Below are 19125 nucleotides of genomic sequence, written 5' to 3' on the forward strand. Positions count from 1 at the left end.
CCCACTATGTAAAGAACAGATAGACAATAATGGGAAAGAAGTGATACTAGAGTAGATAAAATAGCGAGGTTTAGATGGCATTAAGATCAAAACTGTTAGACGAAAAAGTTGTAAATTTGGCGAAAGAAATGTTAAAAAAGGTCAGAAATAACGCATATGTTTCAAAAAAGTTACAAGCGGTGATAGCAGGAAAAGAAAGTAGTATAAGCGCTGTGGCAAGAATATGTAAAATTTCAAGGACTGCTTTGACTGAATGGATAAAGCATCTAAAATTTGGTAGAGTAGAAAAATTATTTTCCCCTTCTCAGCGGCGAAGAAAAAGCAAATTAAACAAAAATCAACGTGAGCAAATTGAAATATGGGTAGAAAGAAATCCAAATATTACTATTAAGGAAGTGCAAATAAAAATCTCAGAGGAATTTGGCCTAAACATTAGCAAATCAACAGTGCATCGTGAGATACAAAGGATGAAGTTTTCTTATATAACACCGAGGCCAATTCACCATAAACAAGATAAAAACAAGCAAGAAGAGTTTAAAAAATACTTCAATAAAATAGTCAATTCCCACCCTGAAAAGGAGGTATTTTTTTGATGAATCACGATTTGGAACTCATTCAAAAATCGGACACGGATGGTTTAAAAAAGGGGTCAGAACGCAGGTTAAATGAAAATTGGTAGACAAAATTTCTATATCTACAGTGCGGTAAATCCAAGAAGTGGTAAGAAAATTAGCCTACTTGCTCCATATGTAAACACTGATTGTATGAATATATTTCTGGAGCAGATGTCGAAAGATTTAGGCACGAAAAAAGCCTTTCTTGTAATGGATTGTGCAGGCTGGCATAGATCAAAAAGTTTGAAAATTCAGAAAAACATTACCATTATATACTTGCCTCCTTATTCACCAGAACTGAATCCTGTTGAGAGGTTGTGGCAATATATCAAACACAATACTTTACGCAACAGAGTCTACGATACCATAGGCTTACTTGAAGATGTTCTGTGTAATTTTATTGTCAGTATTTCCAGTGCTACTATTAAACGAGTTTGTAATGTTTCTTATTTGTTCGATTAGTAATGGAATTTGGTATCAGTATAGTAGCCGGGTGGATTGGAATGAGATTTATTGCACCAATGACTTTCAAAGGTGGGTGTGACAAAGAGGTATTCAATATATGGTTGGAGAAACCTAAATTGCCACTTGGCACAACCATAGTTATGGATAATGCTACATTTCATAAGACCACTAAAACAAAATCATTAATAGAGTCTTTTGGCTGTCATGTGCTGTATCTTCCAACATATTCACCAGATTTGAATCCTCACTTTTACCCACAACTTTGAGAGGTCATTATGCGAAGCATAACCATGCTTTCCCTGAGGTTTTCATAACCACGCCATAGAGTCATAGTTCCTGGTAAATTATCACTTTTTCTATTCATAAATCCACCTAATTTTCCTAACCAAATAATAGCTTGTTTTATGTTTGGAGGTTCTTCTGGCAATTTGGCTACTTTATGCTCACGTATGTAAAGGGTTTTCCACTCTTCATTACTTAAAACCTTAGTACAAACCTCCATAGGATTCGATAAAGCGATTTTTGTTAAATATAAAATATTAAATGCAATAATGCTCTTTATAGCGATTAATTTCTCTAATCTTTCTTTTGTAGCTAAACGAGAGCTTTCTACCTTACATCCTGATTTTAAAATCCTAAAATACTCCTCGATTTTCCATCTTAGCTTATACCAATTTATCCTTTCTATAGCATCTAAAGTGCTATTAACTGGTATATTAGTCAGCAAAGTCCAATCAATAGCTTCTACTCTTTCAGGAGGATTTGTTTCTTTGGCACTTACTACATATATAGCGATTTTATCACTTATTTTATGCTCTGTATCTTTCGATCCATAAATGTAAGGAGATCTGATAGGTATATAGCCTTTCATATACCTGACTTCAATGTTAGCTTTTCTTGAGATCTGGTATTTATTTTCAGCAACATTCAAGACAATTTCCTTTTTTACAGGCAGTTGAGTTATACGTGTTTGCAAATCCGTTTTTCCCCCTTCAATACAGATGAATTTCCTATTAGTTCGGTTGCGGATTACATAAAAACTGTCCAATGATTCAACAGTCCATAAAAACTTAAAAATATCTGCTTCCCTATCACCAATAGTAACAAGCTGTACACCTTCTGCGAGGTTATTTAGGGTTTCTTTTAGTGCCGCTATCCACTTATAGCTTTCTTTCTCCTTTATAGCAGTACGGTATTTCCTGTTTGCTTTTTCTTGGGCTGTTTCTTCCCTGATAGAACGTGCCCAACACTGTTGAGAAGATAGCCCTAAAGGTAATCCGTCTTTGTTAACCATTAAGTTACTGTGCAATAACAAACCCTTTTTATATTTTGTATAGGCTTTAGAAATACTACCTAGACCCTTAGTCTTTATATGAGAGTCAAAATCCAAATAACTTGTATCTTGAACTGAAAATACCAGCTCATTTCCTTTTATCCTTTCCATAGTTTCTTTATAATGGGAAGAATAAATTTCCTTAGCTTCAAGCTTCTCATTGCTAAATAATCTGTATGCACCTTTAGCTTCTTTCCATCCTACACAGCTTTGACTAATTGACCCAGACGCCTTATTCTCTATTAAATAGCTTGTTTTAATAAGTCTTGTATTAAGCCTTACATCTCCCAGATTAACATGTCTCAACTCTTTTTCTAGCCATTTATCTCCTAAGCCATCAGCACATTGTACATTTCTATTTACTTCACACATTTTTACCTCATCTTAAGTATATTTTTCTCTATCTTACTTGCTTTTTATACTTGTGGGTAAAAGTGAGGATTCAAATCTGGTGAATATGTTGGAAGATACAGTACATGACAGCCAAAAGGCTCTATTAATGCTAATTCTGGATTAAGGAAGGAAGAAAGTATAGGAAATGGAAGGCTTTTTGGATTTCAAGGAATAGGAAATGAGAGTAGAAAAGATGTGAACCAAGAAATTAACGGGAGATCTATGGCGAGTATGTTCAATTTCAAGTCTATTTTTGAGGTAGCCAAAAATCGTCTCAATGATCGACCTTTTTCTCAGCAAAATCTTTTCATGTAGTGAAATTAATGTGTTTTTCATCCCCTTTTTCACCTTGGTAACAAGTTTCAAACCGCGGTTAAACAACTCTTGGAAAAGCTCTTTTTTAATATAGCCTTTATCACCAAACAAAAGACCGGTTAATTTCTTAGTTAGGTTTGCTACAGGCTCTCTATCGTCAACATTACCTCTTGTAAGCGTAAAAGCTTGAATTTCACCTTTCTCGTTAATTATCAAATGTAGTTTAAAGCCGAAAAACCAGCCATATGTACTCTTGCTTAATTTTGCAATTCCAGCAAAAACCTTATTTCTTGATATTCTTTTTGCATGGCAAACTGCAATAGGAGTTGTATCTATGTATGAGATTCCAGTAAGTTCTGACCATCCGCAAAGGCACTGTAATAGCATGGCTAAATGCCACAAAACCCTGGGCTTTAGAGCAACAAACCTAGTGTATGAAGGCAACTTCGAAAACTCTGATTTGTAGAGCAATGTTAGGTAATGCAGGTAGAAAGCCTTAAAATTTTCACAGGGAGATTGCTGATACAGGAGGATTATTGTGATAATTTCCGAATGTGTAATTTCTGGCACTCTTGTGGGTTTTTACCGTTTGGCAGTAGTTTATCTGCAAAATTTTTCTCTATATCTCTGCAAAAATCATCGACCAGACAAAACAGTTTTGTTATATCTTCCATGGGTAACCTCATCTATTTTTTTCTATTTGTTGAGTTTACCCTACTCTCCTGACTTTTCTATTCTCTTTTTAATCCAGAATTAGCGTTATTAATGATTTTGTTTTAGTGGTCTTATGAAATGTAGCATTATCCATAACTATGGTTGTGCCAAGTGGCAATTTAGGTTTCTCCAACCATATATTGAATACCTCTTTGTCACACCCACCTTTGAAAGTCATTGGTGCAATAAATCTCATTCCAATCCACCCGGCTACTATACTGATTCTCTCTCGCTGGAATATCTGCATAAATTTTCTTTCCTCTTGGAGCACGTCCATATTCTCGGTATAACTTATTATCAACTCCTGCTTAATCTATATATAAGATGCTGGAATGGTCTATTTTTGAGATTTTATCAATAAATTGCTGCCTATCTTCTTGATTGCGCTCTTGATATAGTGTGACTTTTTTTTAAAGTAATTTTTAGCTGTTTTAGTCTATACCAAATTGAATTTATTCCAAATCCAAGATTTTGTTTCATCTCTGCCAGAGTATGATCTGGATTCTTTGTAACATATTCTTCGAGTATTTTTGGGTCTATTTTTCGAATAAAGCTACCGTTTTTAGATGGCTTTAGGCTTTCACCAGCAGCTTTCTTTTTTAACCAGCGGTACAGCGTTGCTATTCCTATCTCCATGAGCTCTGCTATCTCAACCTTTGCCTTCCCTTTTTCTATCATCAATACTTCCTTTTCCCTTAAATCCACACTATATGCCATTATAACTCAAATACTTTATTATACCTTTATCATTTACTTTAGGAAATACTATATTTGTTCCTATAGTTGTCTTTTCTCGTCTATCTTATTTTGCTACCCTGCTGCAATGAGGGGTAGGTAAGACCATTTATTATTTTCACTACGTGACTTTTGCTCTTTTGAATGAACTTTAGTTTATATCTCCAGCAATGACAAGCGCGTTATCTTCCCTTAATCTTCCACCGCTTTCTTGCAGAAAAAGCCTACCGAGTGAAGTTTTATATTTATTAATTCCAGAGTAAATTATTCCATTGTATCTTCCGGCAGCAAGATATGCAAAACCTAGTACCGTTGAGCCAAGGGAGCGTAGATTATTATTGTCAAGTGGTAATTTATTTAACAAATTACCACTTATGTCTATTATTCCCCCTTCACGAGCTTTCATCCGCATTTTTACATGGCGAGATTTGAAATCTTCAAGAAAAGCTCCTTTCTTTTCCTCTGCCCAGAAAGTTTCTCTAAGGGCTGGAGCATCAATCACAGCTGCTACAACTCTGTTTTTATGAATGAGACAAACTGATACTGCAAAATAAACCATACAACTAAAAAGGTTTTCCTTGCCTTCTATAGGCATAATAAACCAAGTATAACCGCCGTCTTTTAGATCTTGGCCCACATCGTCTTCAAAAATAAAGTCATAGTTCTGGTTGTAGTTTTTCAAGCAATCGTATATAAGTTGCTTGGATTTTGAATAAGTTTTATTGATAAAGTCTGCTGACTTAACGCTTGAAATTTGCAATTCATTAAAATCACGTATAAGCTGCTTGGAGGCACTGCGTACAGAATCAAGCATCACATTGATTCGTGGTGATGAAATGGCCATTTACTCTTTTACCCTTTCGTAATAGCTGTTATCAGGAGTATGTAATACAATTTTATCCCCTTCTTTTATAAATTGAGGCACGTTAACACGTATTCCGTTTTCCAAAATTGCAGGCTTATAAGAAGCAGTAACAGTCTGACCTTTGATAACAGACTCTGTCTCTTTTACAGTTAGTGTAACGTGATCAGGCACATGTGCAGAAATTATTTTATCTTGATAAGTTACTACTTTAATTTTCGTATTATCTTGCAAATAAGCCTTCTTTTCCCCTAATAAGTCTAAATTTATAACAATCTGCTCGTAACTACTTGGATGCATAAGATTTACGATATTCCCTTCAGTAAAGAGATAAACATATTCCTCTTCATCTAAAATTGCCCTTCTGATTGTTGCATCAGAGCGAAATCTCTCATAGTACTTTGCTCCTGTTTGGATATTTTTCATTTCAGCTTGTATATATGCACCACCCTTACCAGGTTGAGTATGCATAATACTTATAACCGAAAATAAACCACCGTTATGTTCTAGTACCTGACCTGGCCTGATATCGTTAGCCCTTTCTGCCATAATTACACTTTTAATTTGGTCTGATTATTATAAATAACTTTATACAAATATCAAAATTTTTATTGGCCAATGAATTCTGGCATGTTGATTACTATATACCTTTCCTTCATGTTGATGTATGGAAATACTTCTTTAGTAAAAGATAACATAATGTCTTTTTTTGTGCTGATAACCAAAATTTCTAATATATCCCCTGAGCCGAAATTATTCACAGACTTCACATAGCCATATAATTCATTACTCTCTAGTCTTACTTCCATATTCACAAGATCATCTTGGTAAAATTCATCCTCATCATTTAACTGTGGTAGCTTATCTCTTTCTATATATAACTTTTTATTTCTTAAAAGCTCTGCTTCATTACGGGAATTCACACCGCTAATTGTTGCTATTACTAAATTATTACTGACAACAGACACCAAGCTTATTTTATAATTTTCACTTCCGATTATTAGTTCACCATATAGGAAAATATTTTCGGGCTTTTCAGTAAAGGTTTTTATTTTGACAGCTCCTTTGATTCCATGGGGAGAAGTAATTATTCCGAGGCATATATTCATATTAATATGATAGTTGAAATCAGCTTTTTGTCCATAGAATTGACAATTTACTGAATTAACATACAATTAATATTGTAATAATTATAGCGGGTAATGTGTGAGTTCTATCAGTAATCAAGAAAGGCAAAGTATTATAAGTAGCTTAGAAAAAATCAACTGCAAGCTAAAAGGTGAATCTATAAAACTTGATGATACAAAGGAATCTATAATAGTAGCACGTCGTAAATCTGTTGTTAAAGGGATATTGGAACATCTCAAAAACCCTTCCATTGCTAACTGTAATGTTATGATCGATGCAGAAACTGGATTTGGTAAGACTTACGACATTGGAATACTGAGTCATGTACTAGCCCAAGCAGGATTTCATCATCTGGTTGCAGTACCAAGCAGTGATCTAGTAAACCAAGCTAAAAAAATGATGAGTAGTGCATTTACTGTAAACATTAGGACACCTAAAACTGCTGAGGAAATTAAAAATGCACTGAAGGCAACTAAACCTACAACAATTATAGTGACACATGACCTGTTATTACAGCAAGAAAATGATCGGAAATTAAAAGACCAAAATACCAGGTTGTGGACTAGTGTTGATGAAGCAGACAGTATTAATAAGCAGCAGGATTTTGAGAACATGTGCAAGCTTGATGAGAAATATCCTACGACTTACCTCACTGCAACACCAAAGAGAAGGATTTTAAATAGATGCGGAAAAGTTATCAGCCCGACAAGATTGAGTAGACGTTGTATTGCAAACGCCATCGACACAGCAAGTGTTATTGCAAAAACCAATAGGAGAACAAATTTCACTCTAGCATTTGTAGTGAATATTGCTGTTACTATAATACCTATGATTACATTATTTCCTGTTATAAACAGTAATGTTGCTGCTGTAATTGGTCTAACTTCAGATTATTGGCTGTATTCTGCTTTGATTGGAAACTTATATTATACAATTTCTATGTTTATATTTGGTATAGTAATGTTGCCAATTTGGTGGGTACTAACTAAAGCAACTGGTGTAGAGTCAAAAGAACTGCTTTCTAGATTTCTTGCTAACGTGCGTAGCTTATTTACTAGAGAAAAATCGAGCCCAGCTCATGAATATGTTGAAGAGAGCGAAGAAGTTTTTAATTACAATAAGCTTATTGATACCGATGATTTATTAACTTCTATAAGATGGAATGTGCAAAGCCCAATTGGAGAAAGTGCTCTGCTTTTAGCTGATGATGTAAATAGTATAGTTAATCTTAACTTTGCGTTGCAGGGTAGAGATAATTTAGTATATGAAGGTAGTACACGTTATGAAGTGTATAATAAATTTCAGCCTGAAGGGATGTCTTATCAAGACTATAGGCTCAAGTTACGCGAAGCGAACTTTATAAGCTGCGTTAAAAAGCAACATCCTAGTCTGACAGAAGAGCAGATATCTGAATTAAAAGAAAAGGTGGATTTCAGTAGTACTGCTGAATATCTAAAATATAGAGTAATGCATTCAATGATCGATCTTACTCTCTCATATTTAATGAAGTGTGATAATATTACTTTAGATAAAAAAAGAAGAGAAGGTTTGAGTGAATTGATAGAAGATGTTAAAAAGAATGTTAGCACCACTAATGATAACAATATTATAAGCTACCTAGAGAGAAAAGGCTTTAGTGAGCAATTTGCTAGAGATGAGCTCTTACTGCAAATAAAGACAGTAATTGAAGCACTGAGTAAAAGTGATAATGAGCAATGCAGCTTAATAGTTGATAATTGGCGCTTAAGCAAAGAGCTCCATGACCTCATGGAAAGAGAGGAAGGTATACTACATAGTCTCATTGATTTCTGCAAACAAAATAAATGTATCTTTGCAGGAATTGGGAAAAATGATCTTGATATTGGAGAAAACAGACTCTTTTCAGCGATAATACGTAATCAGATAGGTGGATATCGAACTCTTTATTGTGATTATGAAAAAAGAGATTTTGATTCATTGGCTAAATATGCGTTGACAACGGTTATAGATGGATCGAAAGGTCGTGGATTTGATAGTGAATATAATCATGTTGCATCAATATTTGCAGATTCGGTTAGTCAGTTCAATAATCCATCTGAAGCCCTACAGAATCTTGGAAGAAATAGAGAACGTAATGAGAGCAGACAATCATGGTTTTTCGCTGCTGCAGGTGAAGAAGTTGAGCTATTTGTGAATAAGATCTTAGCAAATTTTAAAAAGGAACCACAGAAATTTTGTCAGAAAGTTTTGTTTCCAGCTACTAATAAATACAATAAGTTGCTAAAAAATAGAATGGGAGAAGAACTTGGAAGAAAAATAGAAATCTATATTAGTAAAAATATTGATGCATTAGGAAATATTGATGATTCAGCTCTGAAGAAGTTTTCTAGTGATTTGATAAAAGAAACGTATGAAAAAGTTCATGATATAAATGATTTTGATGTCAAAAAGACAGAACAAGATTTACATAGGATTTTAAAAAGTACAGAGGCATACCTTCGTTCATATGAGAACAGAATTAAAAACAATGGTAAATTATCTTGCACACGCTCAGCTTTATTTTCTGTGGGGAGTGCTATAACAAAGGTAATGTATTATCTTTGGGCAGGGTTTGACTATTTAGTCTTTTTGGCTAAAGCGTACAATATAGATAAATCTGGAGATACCAGTGCAAGAGCATATGTACACATAATAAGAAACTGTCACTGTGAAAGTAGTGTGAAGGCGCAAAATGTATTGGTCCATGCATTAGAAATTGCCAAAGAACATGACAGCAGTTTCAAAAGAAATAGTTTGTACGAAGGCAATGAGGATAGATGTAAAGAAAAAATCATCTCATATTTTCAATCCAAGCAATATATACGTGCATTAGATAGAACAATTGCTCAAATTGAAAATGAACACTTAGCAGCAATTTTGAAAGCTGTAGGCTACAGAGGTGATACTGATAAAATGGCACAAGAAATTAAAGATTTTTTATCTGATTTAAAGAAATTAGACTGTGTGAAATTTAGAGAAAAGTATTATCAAGGAGATTTATATCAAGAAAGCAAATTATGCAAAATCAATGATCAAATTAGTATGATAATTGATGAAGTTGTAAGGTGCCATAAGTGGCGTCATGGAATAGAGAACTTGGAGCTCAAATTAAAAAATGGCCATAATATTTTTGACGTAAGAGTCAATAATGATTTTTCTAAGTTACGTGAGAAAAACTTTAACAAACGCTCTAAAGAAAGGACATATCTAGGTAGAGCTATGTTACTTATTGGGTTTATAATTTCAATGGAGCTTATAGGTAGAATATCATCAGGTCAGACCATTCCATTGCCTTTACTTTGTCCATTGCCTTTACTTTGCGGTTTTATAGTATTTGGACCACTGGCACTCTTGTGTGGTGCATTGTTATATGAAATAACGACCTATTTAGCGAGAGGAGCATTTTTTATTTTTGGAGTGCCAATTCTTTTAGGAGAACTGTCTAAATGTGTTTTGAGAAACGGCTCAATGAAAAGTTTGTTAGATATGACATTATCGCTTGGTAACTCGGCTTTTCTCAATATTCCGAAAGACATCGTGCAATCGTTTATATTTGAGGATATAACAAAATTTGACTCACTAAGTGATATAAATGAGCTTACACTGATAAGAGAACAGGAAAAGGCAAAGTGTACAAATGAAGTAGCTGATAAAGTTGTAGCTACTGCTTTATCTGCAATTTTGATACAGCCAACAACTAGTGAGCAGGAAGGTTTAGTTTTTAACTAGAACTTTTCAGATAAATACTGAGTGAGAATTTCAATGCCTTCATCAATCTCTTTTTCAGTGATAATGAGTGGAGGCAAGATCCTTAGAACATTATCTGATGTTACTCCAACAGTAAGTAAACCACGGTGACTTAGCTCTTCTGCAAATTTTTGGTTATTCATTTTTACTTTTATTCCTAGCATCAACCCTTTTCCTCTCACTTCTTCTATCATTGGAAACTTGCTTGCTAAGTCCTCTAGTTTGTTTTTTAAAGACTTACCTCTAACTTCAACATTTTCTAAGAAGCCAGGGCTGAGCAATTCATCCAATACAGCATTACCTACTGAAGTTGCAAGTGGATTACCACCAAAAGTAGAACCATGCATACCGACCGCCATGTACTTAGCAACCTTTTCAGTTGCAAGACAAGCCCCCAGAGGGAAACCTCCTCCTATTCCTTTTGCAAGAGCACATATGTCAGGCTTAATTCCTATGTGTTCATATGCAAATAACTTTCCTGTCCTGCCAGCACCGCACTGAACGCAATCAAAAAATAGCAGTATGTCGTTTTCGTTACATAGTTCTCTTAGCTCTTTCATGAAGACTTCACTCATTACTTTAATACCACCTTGTCCCTGTATTGGTTCTATTAATATAACACCTATTCCATTAGAAATTGCTTTCTTTACACTCTCAATATTGGGCTCTATGTTATCACACCAGTCAATATAAGGATTCAGTAATTCAGAAAATTTCTGTCTATCGCTTGTTGCACAAGTTAAAAATGTCCTTCCATGAAATGCACCATGAAATGTTAGAATTCTATAGCGATTTTTATTACCTTTTCCATTTTGATAGGCCCTAGCGATTTTAAGTCCACATTCCACTGCTTCTGATCCAGAATTTGCAAAAAATACAGTATTAGCAAAGCTGTTGTTTATTAAATTTTCTGCAAATTTGTTGGCAGTAGATATACTATAGGTATTTGATATATGCCATAGTTTTTCTCCTTGTAATTTTAGGACATCAGTTAATCGTGGGTTGGCATGACCTAAACTGCTAACAGCTATTCCAGAGTGAAAATCTATATAGCGCTTATTATCGATATCATACAAGTAAATACCTTTGCCATAAGAAAAATTTATGTTAACAGGAGAATAAACTGGCAAGATAGGAGAAATTGTCATAAAAGTATGATATGCTAATTTTTTATTAATACCATAAAAGACGTTATTTCACAATGAGAAGAATATGTATAAATTAAGTAAATTAATGTTTACTACACTAAAAACAAATAGATATACAAAAATTATCTCGCTATTCTTATTAATTTTTGTGGTTTTATTGGGCACAATATACCGCAATTACTCATTAAAGAATAATTTTCTTTCTTTTTACCGTAATTCAAATGCAAACTTAAAAGATCTATTGGAAAATAGTATAATAAAAAAATATCATTATTTACTAATAGAAAAACATCATATTGAATATAACAGTTTTGATTACATAAACCAGTTGGTAAAATTGCGTGCTGAATTGTTACAATCAGTAAGCAAAGTAAGAAATTTTAGCTTAATACTGTATGATCAAAATGCCAGAGTAATTTTCAGTAATTTTAATACTCAAGGTCATGACTATGAGCAGTTGCTTACAAATGATGAAATTGATAAATTGCTAAGCAATCAAGAAATATTTTACGCTACAGGAAATACATTAACTTCTACTTTCCCTATATTTCATGAAGATGACATTAAGCCTTCATTTTTTTTGAAGATCATTCAAAGCTATAATGACTCTTATATTATGGTATATAGTCTATTTTCAATATTAATGGGCTTATTACTGGTTATCTTAATACTAATAATGCTTTATTTGCACTTTTCCAATACCCAAATGCTAGCCAAGCAGCATAAAACTAATATTGAATTACAAAGGGTTAAAGAGGCATTAGAGCAAGAAAATGCAAATAAGATAAAATTTTTTGCAAGTGTTACACATGAGTTGCGTACACCTCTTAATGCTATTATTGGATTTGCAAAGTTGATCAAAAATGAAACTTTAGGTTCGGTAGATCACTCTAAATACAAGGAATACGTAGACGATATATATAATGCTGGTACACATTTACTTGCTTTGATTAATGATGTGCTCGATTTTTCTAAAGCTGAATCAAGTAGTTTAACAGTAGAGAAAGTGAAGTTTAATCTGAATAAGATAATAGATTCGTGCTTAAAAATGTTATCACCTAAACTAAAAGAAACAGGAATTAGTTTAAAGAAAGAGATATCTGATAAACAATTATTAGTTATCGCCGATCCCAAAAGAATGAAGCAAGTTATAATAAATTTGTTATCAAATGCAATCAAGTTCTCTCCTCAAGGTGGTTTAATAAGAATGGTTGTTAAAGAGAATATAGAAAAAAATTTATTAACTATTGAGTTTCATGATAATGGAATAGGGATAATGCAGCAGGACATATATAAAGTTATGTCCGTTTTTGGCCAAGCAGATTCGGGATATAGAAACGAAGGCACAGGTATCGGATTACCTCTAAGCAAGAAATTAGTAGAGTTAATGGGTGGGACTTTCAACATTCAAAGTGAAGCAAAACTTGGTACTACGATAACATTGAGCTTCTTTTATGAAGAGCAAACATGTGAAAAGTTGATTGATTTTTAGTAAAATATATTTGATATTGCACTTTTATATCTAGTACATTCCTAAGTCATACTGATGTGATACCTCTTGGCTAATAATAAGTAGCGGAATGTAAGTAAATTAAACTTTTTTAGCTATACTTCCTGAAAACACTTTATAATTCTTGAGCATAAAGAAAATTCCTTTAATAATGAAGCATGCTAATCAGGAACTTAATAAAACAAGCAACTCAAGTAGGAAGTAGTGAAAACGTAATACAATATGTCAAATATCTCTATCAATTTGAGAAGTTTAGAAATACATTAAACCTCACTTTGTCACTAATAAAGCAAACTAGACTCTCGTTTGAAATATATCAAGAAGGATTAGTGGATATGGAAGAGGGAGTGTGTAAGACAATTCGTTCTTCTGGTTTAAATAAGTATGTTATTGTGCTGAGAAGGTCAAATCCTTACATCATAGTACATGAACTTTCACATATGGTTGAAAATGAACTGAACTTAAGCTTAGAGCAAGAATTTCTCTATAAAGTTTATCAGGATATTGAGCAGAACTTAAAGCAGTCAAATATTCTGGTACAAAAAATTATTGGTCAAATTATATTTAAGGAGATACAAGTTTACCAAACTCCAAAATCACGTGCGTCTGAGTTACTCGCACGCTATTTTGAGCTGTTTGCTTGGGCTCAGGAAGTTTATCCTAAAGATAAAGAATATCTAATTCGCACTCAAGATTTAAACAGAGTATTTCTTGCTACTAACCAATGGAAAAAGAGCCACCTGGATCTACAAATAATGGAGAGAATAGATAAAGAAGTAAAGGAATATAGCGATAAAACTGCTTTTAAAGATATAAACAAAGTACAAAGCAGTTGGACTAATAAATTTTCTCCTGGAAGCAAAAAAATTGGTTCTATATTTGAAGATGATAATTAGCTCAGCAGAACAAAGTTCACTTCTTCAACATTTCAAGTTATAGTTCTCGCAATTTAAAGAGTTCAAATATATATGAAAACCATTTTAGCGATTGAAACAAGTTGCGATGAAACTGCAGTTGCGATTGTAAATAGTGATAAGCAAGTGCTTGCTAACGAAATTCTTTCTCAGGTAGAGCACAAAAAGTGCGGTGGAGTGATTCCTGAAATAGCATCACGTGCTCATATGAAGCATTTAAGTAGTTTAATAAAAAGTGCTATGGAAAAATCTAACCTTAACTTTTGTGATCTAGATGCAATTGCAGCAACATCAGGACCAGGACTCATAGGTGGATTAATAATTGGTACAATGATGGCTAAAGCAATTGCACACGTAACACAAAAACCGTTTATTGCAGTTAATCACTTAGAAGCACATGCGTTAGTTGTTAGGTTACTATATGAGGTTGAATTTCCGTTTTTAGTCCTGCTGATATCAGGTGGTCACTGCCAATTTTTAATTGCACAGGATGTAGGTAAATACATCAAACTTGGAGAAACGCTTGATGACTCATTAGGAGAAGCATTTGACAAAGTCGCTAAAACGCTGGGTCTAAGCTATCCGGGAGGTCCATTAATTGAAGAGTTAGCTAAAAAAGGTGATGGTATGAGATTTAAGCTGCCAAGAGCAATGATAAAACGTTCTGGATGTGACCTTTCATTTTCTGGAATTAAAACAGCGGTAAAAAACTTAGCACGAGAATTTGTAATGAGTGAACAGGATGTGTGTGATATGTGTGCTTCGTTTCAAGAGTGTATTAGCGACATATTACTCGATAGAGTCAGAAATGCTATTGGTATCGCTGTATCTTTAAATATTAAAATCAATGATTTTGTAATTACTGGTGGAGTTGCAGCAAATAATTTCCTGAAAGAGAGATTAAAAAAGCATATAGACTTGAACGTGCTTTCTCCTCCAAGCAATTTATGTACAGACAATGCAGTGATGGTTGGATGGATAGGAATTGAAAGGTTACAGAGAAGCTATGTAGACTCTCTTGACTTTGCACCAAGGCCAAAGTGGGAATTAGAAAATATTACTAGCACAAAAAATTATCTACTATATAATGCGGCCGCTGGTGAATTTTTGTAGGCTTAAAAATTACAGTGGTATCTACTAAAGCCTTACCGGCATTATTATTTATGAGGTACAGTATATTCAAAAATAAATTTGACACAGTTATTAGTGTTTTCAAAGCTAAATCTAGTACAAGCGCAAAGACACTCAGTTCAGGTTTATTTGTTGCGGGAAACGTTGTTATGGCCAGAGCAATTAGTGAGATAGACCTCTCTTCATTACAAGGCAATTCAGAAGATAAAGTCAATAAGCAAGACCTAATAATCATATATGGTTATATTAATAAAGTGACTCAAGAAGAAAACTATAATATATGTACTAATAATCTTGATTGTATAAAAAGCAGGATTTTAGCAGAAAATATAAGTGATTCATTAGCTGAAAAATTTCCTCAAGATGGATGGAATATAATAAGTAATGATGGTTCTTCGCTATTAACAGTGGCTATTGAAAGAATTAGGAAAGAACAAAAGAAAAATAGGAATTATGATATTCATGTTGAAATAGCTGTATCTCTAATTCTTAGTACGGGCAGAGAATTGATTATAAAATTGGAGAATTTTGCAGATAGTAATGATAAAACACTTCTGCATTATTTAGCTGAGTCGGGTAAAGAAGATATTTTATGTTTTGTGATAGAAAATTCTAATTTTGACATTAAAGAAGCAGTAAGGAATAAAGATAGAGATGGTAAAACACCACTACACTATGCGGCTAAATCTGGCAATAAAGAATGCTTGAAAATTCTCATAGAAAATGAAGCAGATTTTAGTTGCACTACCAATAATAAAACCGAGTTACACTATGCTGCCAGAAGCGGAAGTCCTAACCTCCTAGAATATTTAAAAGAAATATTGACAGCAAAAGGAATTTTTGATAGGGAGAAAATTAAAACAGATAAATATGGAAATAACGCATTACACTATGCTGTGCAATCTGGAAATGCTGAGTGCATAAAATTCTTCATTGATAATCAAGTACAATTTTTAAAAAATAAATATAATGAGAATCCTTTTCGTAAGATTGTAGGTAACTCAGAAACTCAAGAAAATGCCATAAATTTTCTTATAACGCTAATTCTGGATTAAAAAGAGAATAGAAAAGTCAGGAGAGTAGGGTAAACTCAACAAATAGAAAAAAATAGATGAGGTTACCCATGGAAGATATAACAAAACTGTTTTGTCTGGTCGATGATTTTTGCAGAGATATAGAGAAAAATTTTGCAGATAAACTACTGCCAAACGGTAAAAACCCACAAGAGTGCCAGAAATTACACATTCGGAAATTATCACAATAATCCTCCTGTATCAGCAATCTCCCTGTGAAAATTTTAAGGCTTTCTACCTGCATTACCTAACATTGCTCTACAAACAGAGTTTTCGAAGTTGCCTTCATACACTAGGTTTGTTGCTCTAAAGCCCAGGGTTTTGTGGCATTTAGCCATGCTATTACAGTGCCTTTGCGGATGGTCAGAACTTACTGGAATCTCATACATAGATACAACTCCTATTGCAGTTTGCCATGCAAAAAGAATATCAAGAAATAAGGTTTTTGCTGGAATTGCAAAATTAAGCAAGAGTACATATGGCTGGTTTTTCGGCTTTAAACTACATTTGATAATTAACGAGAAAGGTGAAATTCAAGCTTTTACGCTTACAAGAGGTAATGTTGACGATAGAGAGCCTGTAGCAAACCTAACTAAGAAATTAACCGGTCTTTTGTTTGGTGATAAAGGCTATATTAAAAAAGAGCTTTTCCAAGAGTTGTTTAACCGCGGTTTGAAACTTGTTACCAAGGTGAAAAAGGGGATGAAAAACGCATTAATTTCACTACATGAAAAGATTTTGCTGAGAAAAAGGTCGATCATTGAGACGATTTTTGGCTACCTCAAAAATAGACTTGAAATTGAACATACTCGCCATAGATCTCCCGTTAATTTCTTGGTTCACATCTTTTCTACTCTCATTTCCTATTCCTTGAAATCCAAAAAGCCTTCCATTTCCTATACTTTCTTCCTTCCTTAATCCAGAATTAGCGTTTTTAGAACAAAATACACAAAAAAAGTTGTTATTTGCAGCTATTTTGAGCGGCAATAAGGAATGTCTTGAATTTGTGTCAAAAGAACTTGTAGGTAAAAAGGTGGCTGCTAGCATCAAAGTGTTATATGATGAAAATGACAATACACCGTTACACATGGCTGCTCTTGCCAACGACATAGAATTCTCTCAGTATGTTATTGAAAGTATTGCTAAGTCAACTATTAGGAACACAGTACCACTTTTTAACACAAACAGTCAAGGGCTTATACCTCTACATTTAGCTGCCATGAGCCTTAATGCTGAGTTAATAAAATATTTTATGAAAGATAATCATTACCACTATAATAAGAAAATGTTAAATGTTGTATCTAAATCTGGAAGAACAGCATTACACTATCTTGTAATGAGTGATAATGATTTTGAAAAAACTATAAATGAGGATTTTAAGCAAGGTCAATTTTTGAAAAAGTTAGTTTTAGAAAAGCGTAAACAAAATGAGCACTTAAGGGAAAAAGCTATTAAAGCCTTATTCTACCTAACAATCAGCACCGGAGAGAAAACTTTAAATGAAAAGATAAACTTTGATGTAAAGGATAATGCAAAAAAAACAGCTTTAGATTATGCTTTTAAACATGGTGACACAAATATCTTGAGGTTATTTTTAGATTTCTTTTATGAAATAAGGGAAAACAAAAAAAGGAAATATGATAAACTTAATATGGAAGATCAAGAAAGAAGCAAAAAGCTTCTAGACTACTATAATCTGGCCATGTCAATATCAAGTGTGATTATTTCTGTTTGCATTAAGTATAATAATGCAGAATCTGAAAAGGAAGAAATTCCTACCTGGATTTCCATTGCATTTTCTTCGATATCATTTTTACTTATCTTATACAACTTAGTGATTGGCCTTCAAAAAGAACCTGTTAAACGTAAGATAGAAAACTATACTGAAAAAATGAACAGAATTGAAGAGGCTACAGGAAAGTTAGCTAAGACAAAAGTAGGGGATCATGATTTGGAGGAATACAACTCAATATTGGAACTATTAATAAAGAATGCAGAAGATATTTCACGATTGGAAAATGAACTTTACAAGTTTACGCATGAAACTAGATTAGAGAGTAAAGACAAACTCAATATTTCTCCTCAGAAAATGAGTAGGGGTGGTAGTGCACTACTATGTTCGAATAAGTCTTTAGAAGGTAGAAAAAGTTCACCTGTTTTGAATGATTTAACAGCAAAACTTAGTCTGTGTTCAAGACGCAACAGTAGAGTACAAAATACAATGGACAAGTTAGATAATCCATCATGTGTAATTACTATAAATGAGAATTCAGAAATTAAACCAAAAGCTCCGAAAAACAAATTCAAGAATGTTGCAACTAAGCTAAAAATAGGCAATATCTTTAGTAAGAAAAAAGAAGATCTTATCGCTTCATCAAGCTTATCAGAAGGTGCTAATCACGAGAATATTACAAAAATGAATGAAGAAAACTGTGGGTTGATAAAACGATTTGGTGATACCAATGGGTATTCAATATTTTCGACTCCTTTTAATCCAAGAAGTTCAACCTCAAGAGAAGAGTGTGGTAACAATCATAGTGCAGCGCGTTATGTGAGTTATGGTAGTGCAAATAATCCTGTGAGTGATAAGGAAGTTAGTAAATCTCCATCTCTAATACTTTCTAACTTTGAGGAGGGGATTACTGTTGACTGTTTTAAATTCGAAAGATATAGACCAAGGGTATATTCAAGTCCATCTTGTGTGAGAAAAAGAGCAATTACAGCTAGATCATTGGAATATGTAATACTTCCTGATCATATAGAAAGAGGAAAATAGATGCAGATTGTAGTCACTGACTCTGATAGCATCAACTTTCAGAGGAGTGATAGTAAGAACTGTCATTGAGTAGTAGATAAGAAAAACGTAGAACAATTGGCAAGGCTATCGTATAAGGTTATAGTAGAGAAGAAATTAGATAGCCTTGCTAAATTTCCATGAAAAAGTTTATATTCGCATATCATTAATATTTTATTACATTAATGATATGGTAAGGCAATAACTGTTAATACTTTTGAAATAAAAACT

14 protein-coding genes and 3 pseudogenes are annotated in these 19125 nt (G+C 33.4%); 9 read left to right on the forward strand and 8 right to left on the reverse strand.

Going from position 1 to position 19125, the window contains the following annotated elements:
- The first annotated feature begins 74 nt into the window (after positions 1–74).
- Positions 75–1076: pseudogene (locus tag O1Q06_RS05310) on the forward strand (IS630-like element ISWpi10 family transposase).
- 2 nt (positions 1077–1078) lie between these two features.
- Positions 1079–1345 carry a transposase gene (locus O1Q06_RS05315; RefSeq protein WP_410542308.1) on the forward strand — a complete coding sequence of 89 codons (267 nt, stop codon included), beginning with the start codon at positions 1079–1081 and terminating at the stop codon, positions 1343–1345.
- Here O1Q06_RS05315 and O1Q06_RS05320 read toward each other — a convergent pair.
- The 7 genes and pseudogenes from O1Q06_RS05320 to rimM all read right to left on the reverse strand — a co-directional run bounded on the left by O1Q06_RS05320 (position 1330) and on the right by rimM (position 6540).
- Positions 1330–2784 (reverse strand): IS4 family transposase, encoded by a 1455-nt coding sequence (locus O1Q06_RS05320; RefSeq protein ID WP_410542309.1) that lies wholly within the window; start codon positions 2782–2784, stop codon positions 1330–1332. The two genes, O1Q06_RS05315 and O1Q06_RS05320, sit on opposite strands and share 16 nt — an antisense overlap.
- Positions 2785–2925: 141 nt before the next feature.
- Positions 2926–3794, reverse strand: a pseudogene (locus tag O1Q06_RS05325) (IS982 family transposase).
- A 68-nt stretch (positions 3795–3862) separates the two neighbouring features.
- Positions 3863–4135: a hypothetical protein gene (locus O1Q06_RS05330; protein ID WP_410542310.1), complete on the reverse strand. Its 273-nt coding sequence runs from the start codon at positions 4133–4135 to the stop codon at positions 3863–3865.
- Between the two features lie 68 nt (positions 4136–4203).
- A complete protein-coding gene (locus tag O1Q06_RS05335; RefSeq protein WP_410542311.1) occupies positions 4204–4551 on the reverse strand; it encodes an IS630 transposase-related protein in 348 nt (115 codons plus the stop codon).
- A gap of 169 nt (positions 4552–4720) precedes the next feature.
- On the reverse strand, positions 4721–5413 hold the full coding sequence (locus O1Q06_RS05340; RefSeq protein ID WP_007302192.1) for an inositol monophosphatase family protein: 693 nt from the start codon (positions 5411–5413) through the stop codon (positions 4721–4723).
- Positions 5414–5980 carry an elongation factor P gene (gene efp / locus O1Q06_RS05345; RefSeq protein ID WP_410542312.1) on the reverse strand — a complete coding sequence of 189 codons (567 nt, stop codon included), beginning with the start codon at positions 5978–5980 and terminating at the stop codon, positions 5414–5416.
- A gap of 59 nt (positions 5981–6039) precedes the next feature.
- On the reverse strand, positions 6040–6540 hold the full coding sequence (rimM, locus tag O1Q06_RS05350; protein ID WP_410543158.1) for a ribosome maturation factor RimM: 501 nt from the start codon (positions 6538–6540) through the stop codon (positions 6040–6042).
- 97 nt (positions 6541–6637) lie between these two features.
- Here rimM and O1Q06_RS05355 point away from each other — a divergent pair, with 97 nt between their 5' ends.
- Positions 6638–10306: a DEAD/DEAH box helicase gene (locus O1Q06_RS05355; protein WP_410542313.1), complete on the forward strand. Its 3669-nt coding sequence runs from the start codon at positions 6638–6640 to the stop codon at positions 10304–10306.
- On the opposite strand, the gene O1Q06_RS05360 is transcribed toward O1Q06_RS05355, so the two are convergent.
- On the reverse strand, positions 10303–11472 hold the full coding sequence (locus O1Q06_RS05360) for an aspartate aminotransferase family protein (protein WP_410542314.1): 1170 nt from the start codon (positions 11470–11472) through the stop codon (positions 10303–10305). The genes O1Q06_RS05355 and O1Q06_RS05360 overlap by 4 nt on opposite strands.
- Positions 11473–11536: 64 nt before the next feature.
- On the opposite strand from O1Q06_RS05360, the gene O1Q06_RS05365 reads away from it, so the two are divergent.
- From O1Q06_RS05365 to O1Q06_RS05390, 6 genes and pseudogenes are all read left to right on the forward strand, one after another.
- Positions 11537–12964 carry a sensor histidine kinase gene (locus O1Q06_RS05365; RefSeq protein WP_410542315.1) on the forward strand — a complete coding sequence of 476 codons (1428 nt, stop codon included), beginning with the start codon at positions 11537–11539 and terminating at the stop codon, positions 12962–12964.
- Between the two features lie 176 nt (positions 12965–13140).
- Positions 13141–13878: a hypothetical protein gene (locus O1Q06_RS05370; protein WP_410542316.1), complete on the forward strand. Its 738-nt coding sequence runs from the start codon at positions 13141–13143 to the stop codon at positions 13876–13878.
- A gap of 72 nt (positions 13879–13950) precedes the next feature.
- On the forward strand, positions 13951–15009 hold the full coding sequence (gene tsaD / locus O1Q06_RS05375) for a tRNA (adenosine(37)-N6)-threonylcarbamoyltransferase complex transferase subunit TsaD (RefSeq protein ID WP_410542317.1): 1059 nt from the start codon (positions 13951–13953) through the stop codon (positions 15007–15009).
- 14 nt (positions 15010–15023) lie between these two features.
- Positions 15024–16082, forward strand: a complete 1059-nt coding sequence (locus O1Q06_RS05380; RefSeq protein WP_410542318.1) for an ankyrin repeat domain-containing protein — start codon at positions 15024–15026, stop codon at positions 16080–16082.
- A 68-nt stretch (positions 16083–16150) separates the two neighbouring features.
- A pseudogene (locus tag O1Q06_RS05385) lies at positions 16151–17018 on the forward strand (IS982 family transposase).
- A 40-nt stretch (positions 17019–17058) separates the two neighbouring features.
- Positions 17059–18876 carry an ankyrin repeat domain-containing protein gene (locus O1Q06_RS05390; protein ID WP_410542319.1) on the forward strand — a complete coding sequence of 606 codons (1818 nt, stop codon included), beginning with the start codon at positions 17059–17061 and terminating at the stop codon, positions 18874–18876.
- Positions 18877–19125: the final 249 nt, after the last annotated feature.

It is taken from the genome of Wolbachia endosymbiont of Tetranychus urticae, from assembly GCF_046529255.1.
GTDB lineage: Bacteria > Pseudomonadota > Alphaproteobacteria > Rickettsiales > Anaplasmataceae > Wolbachia.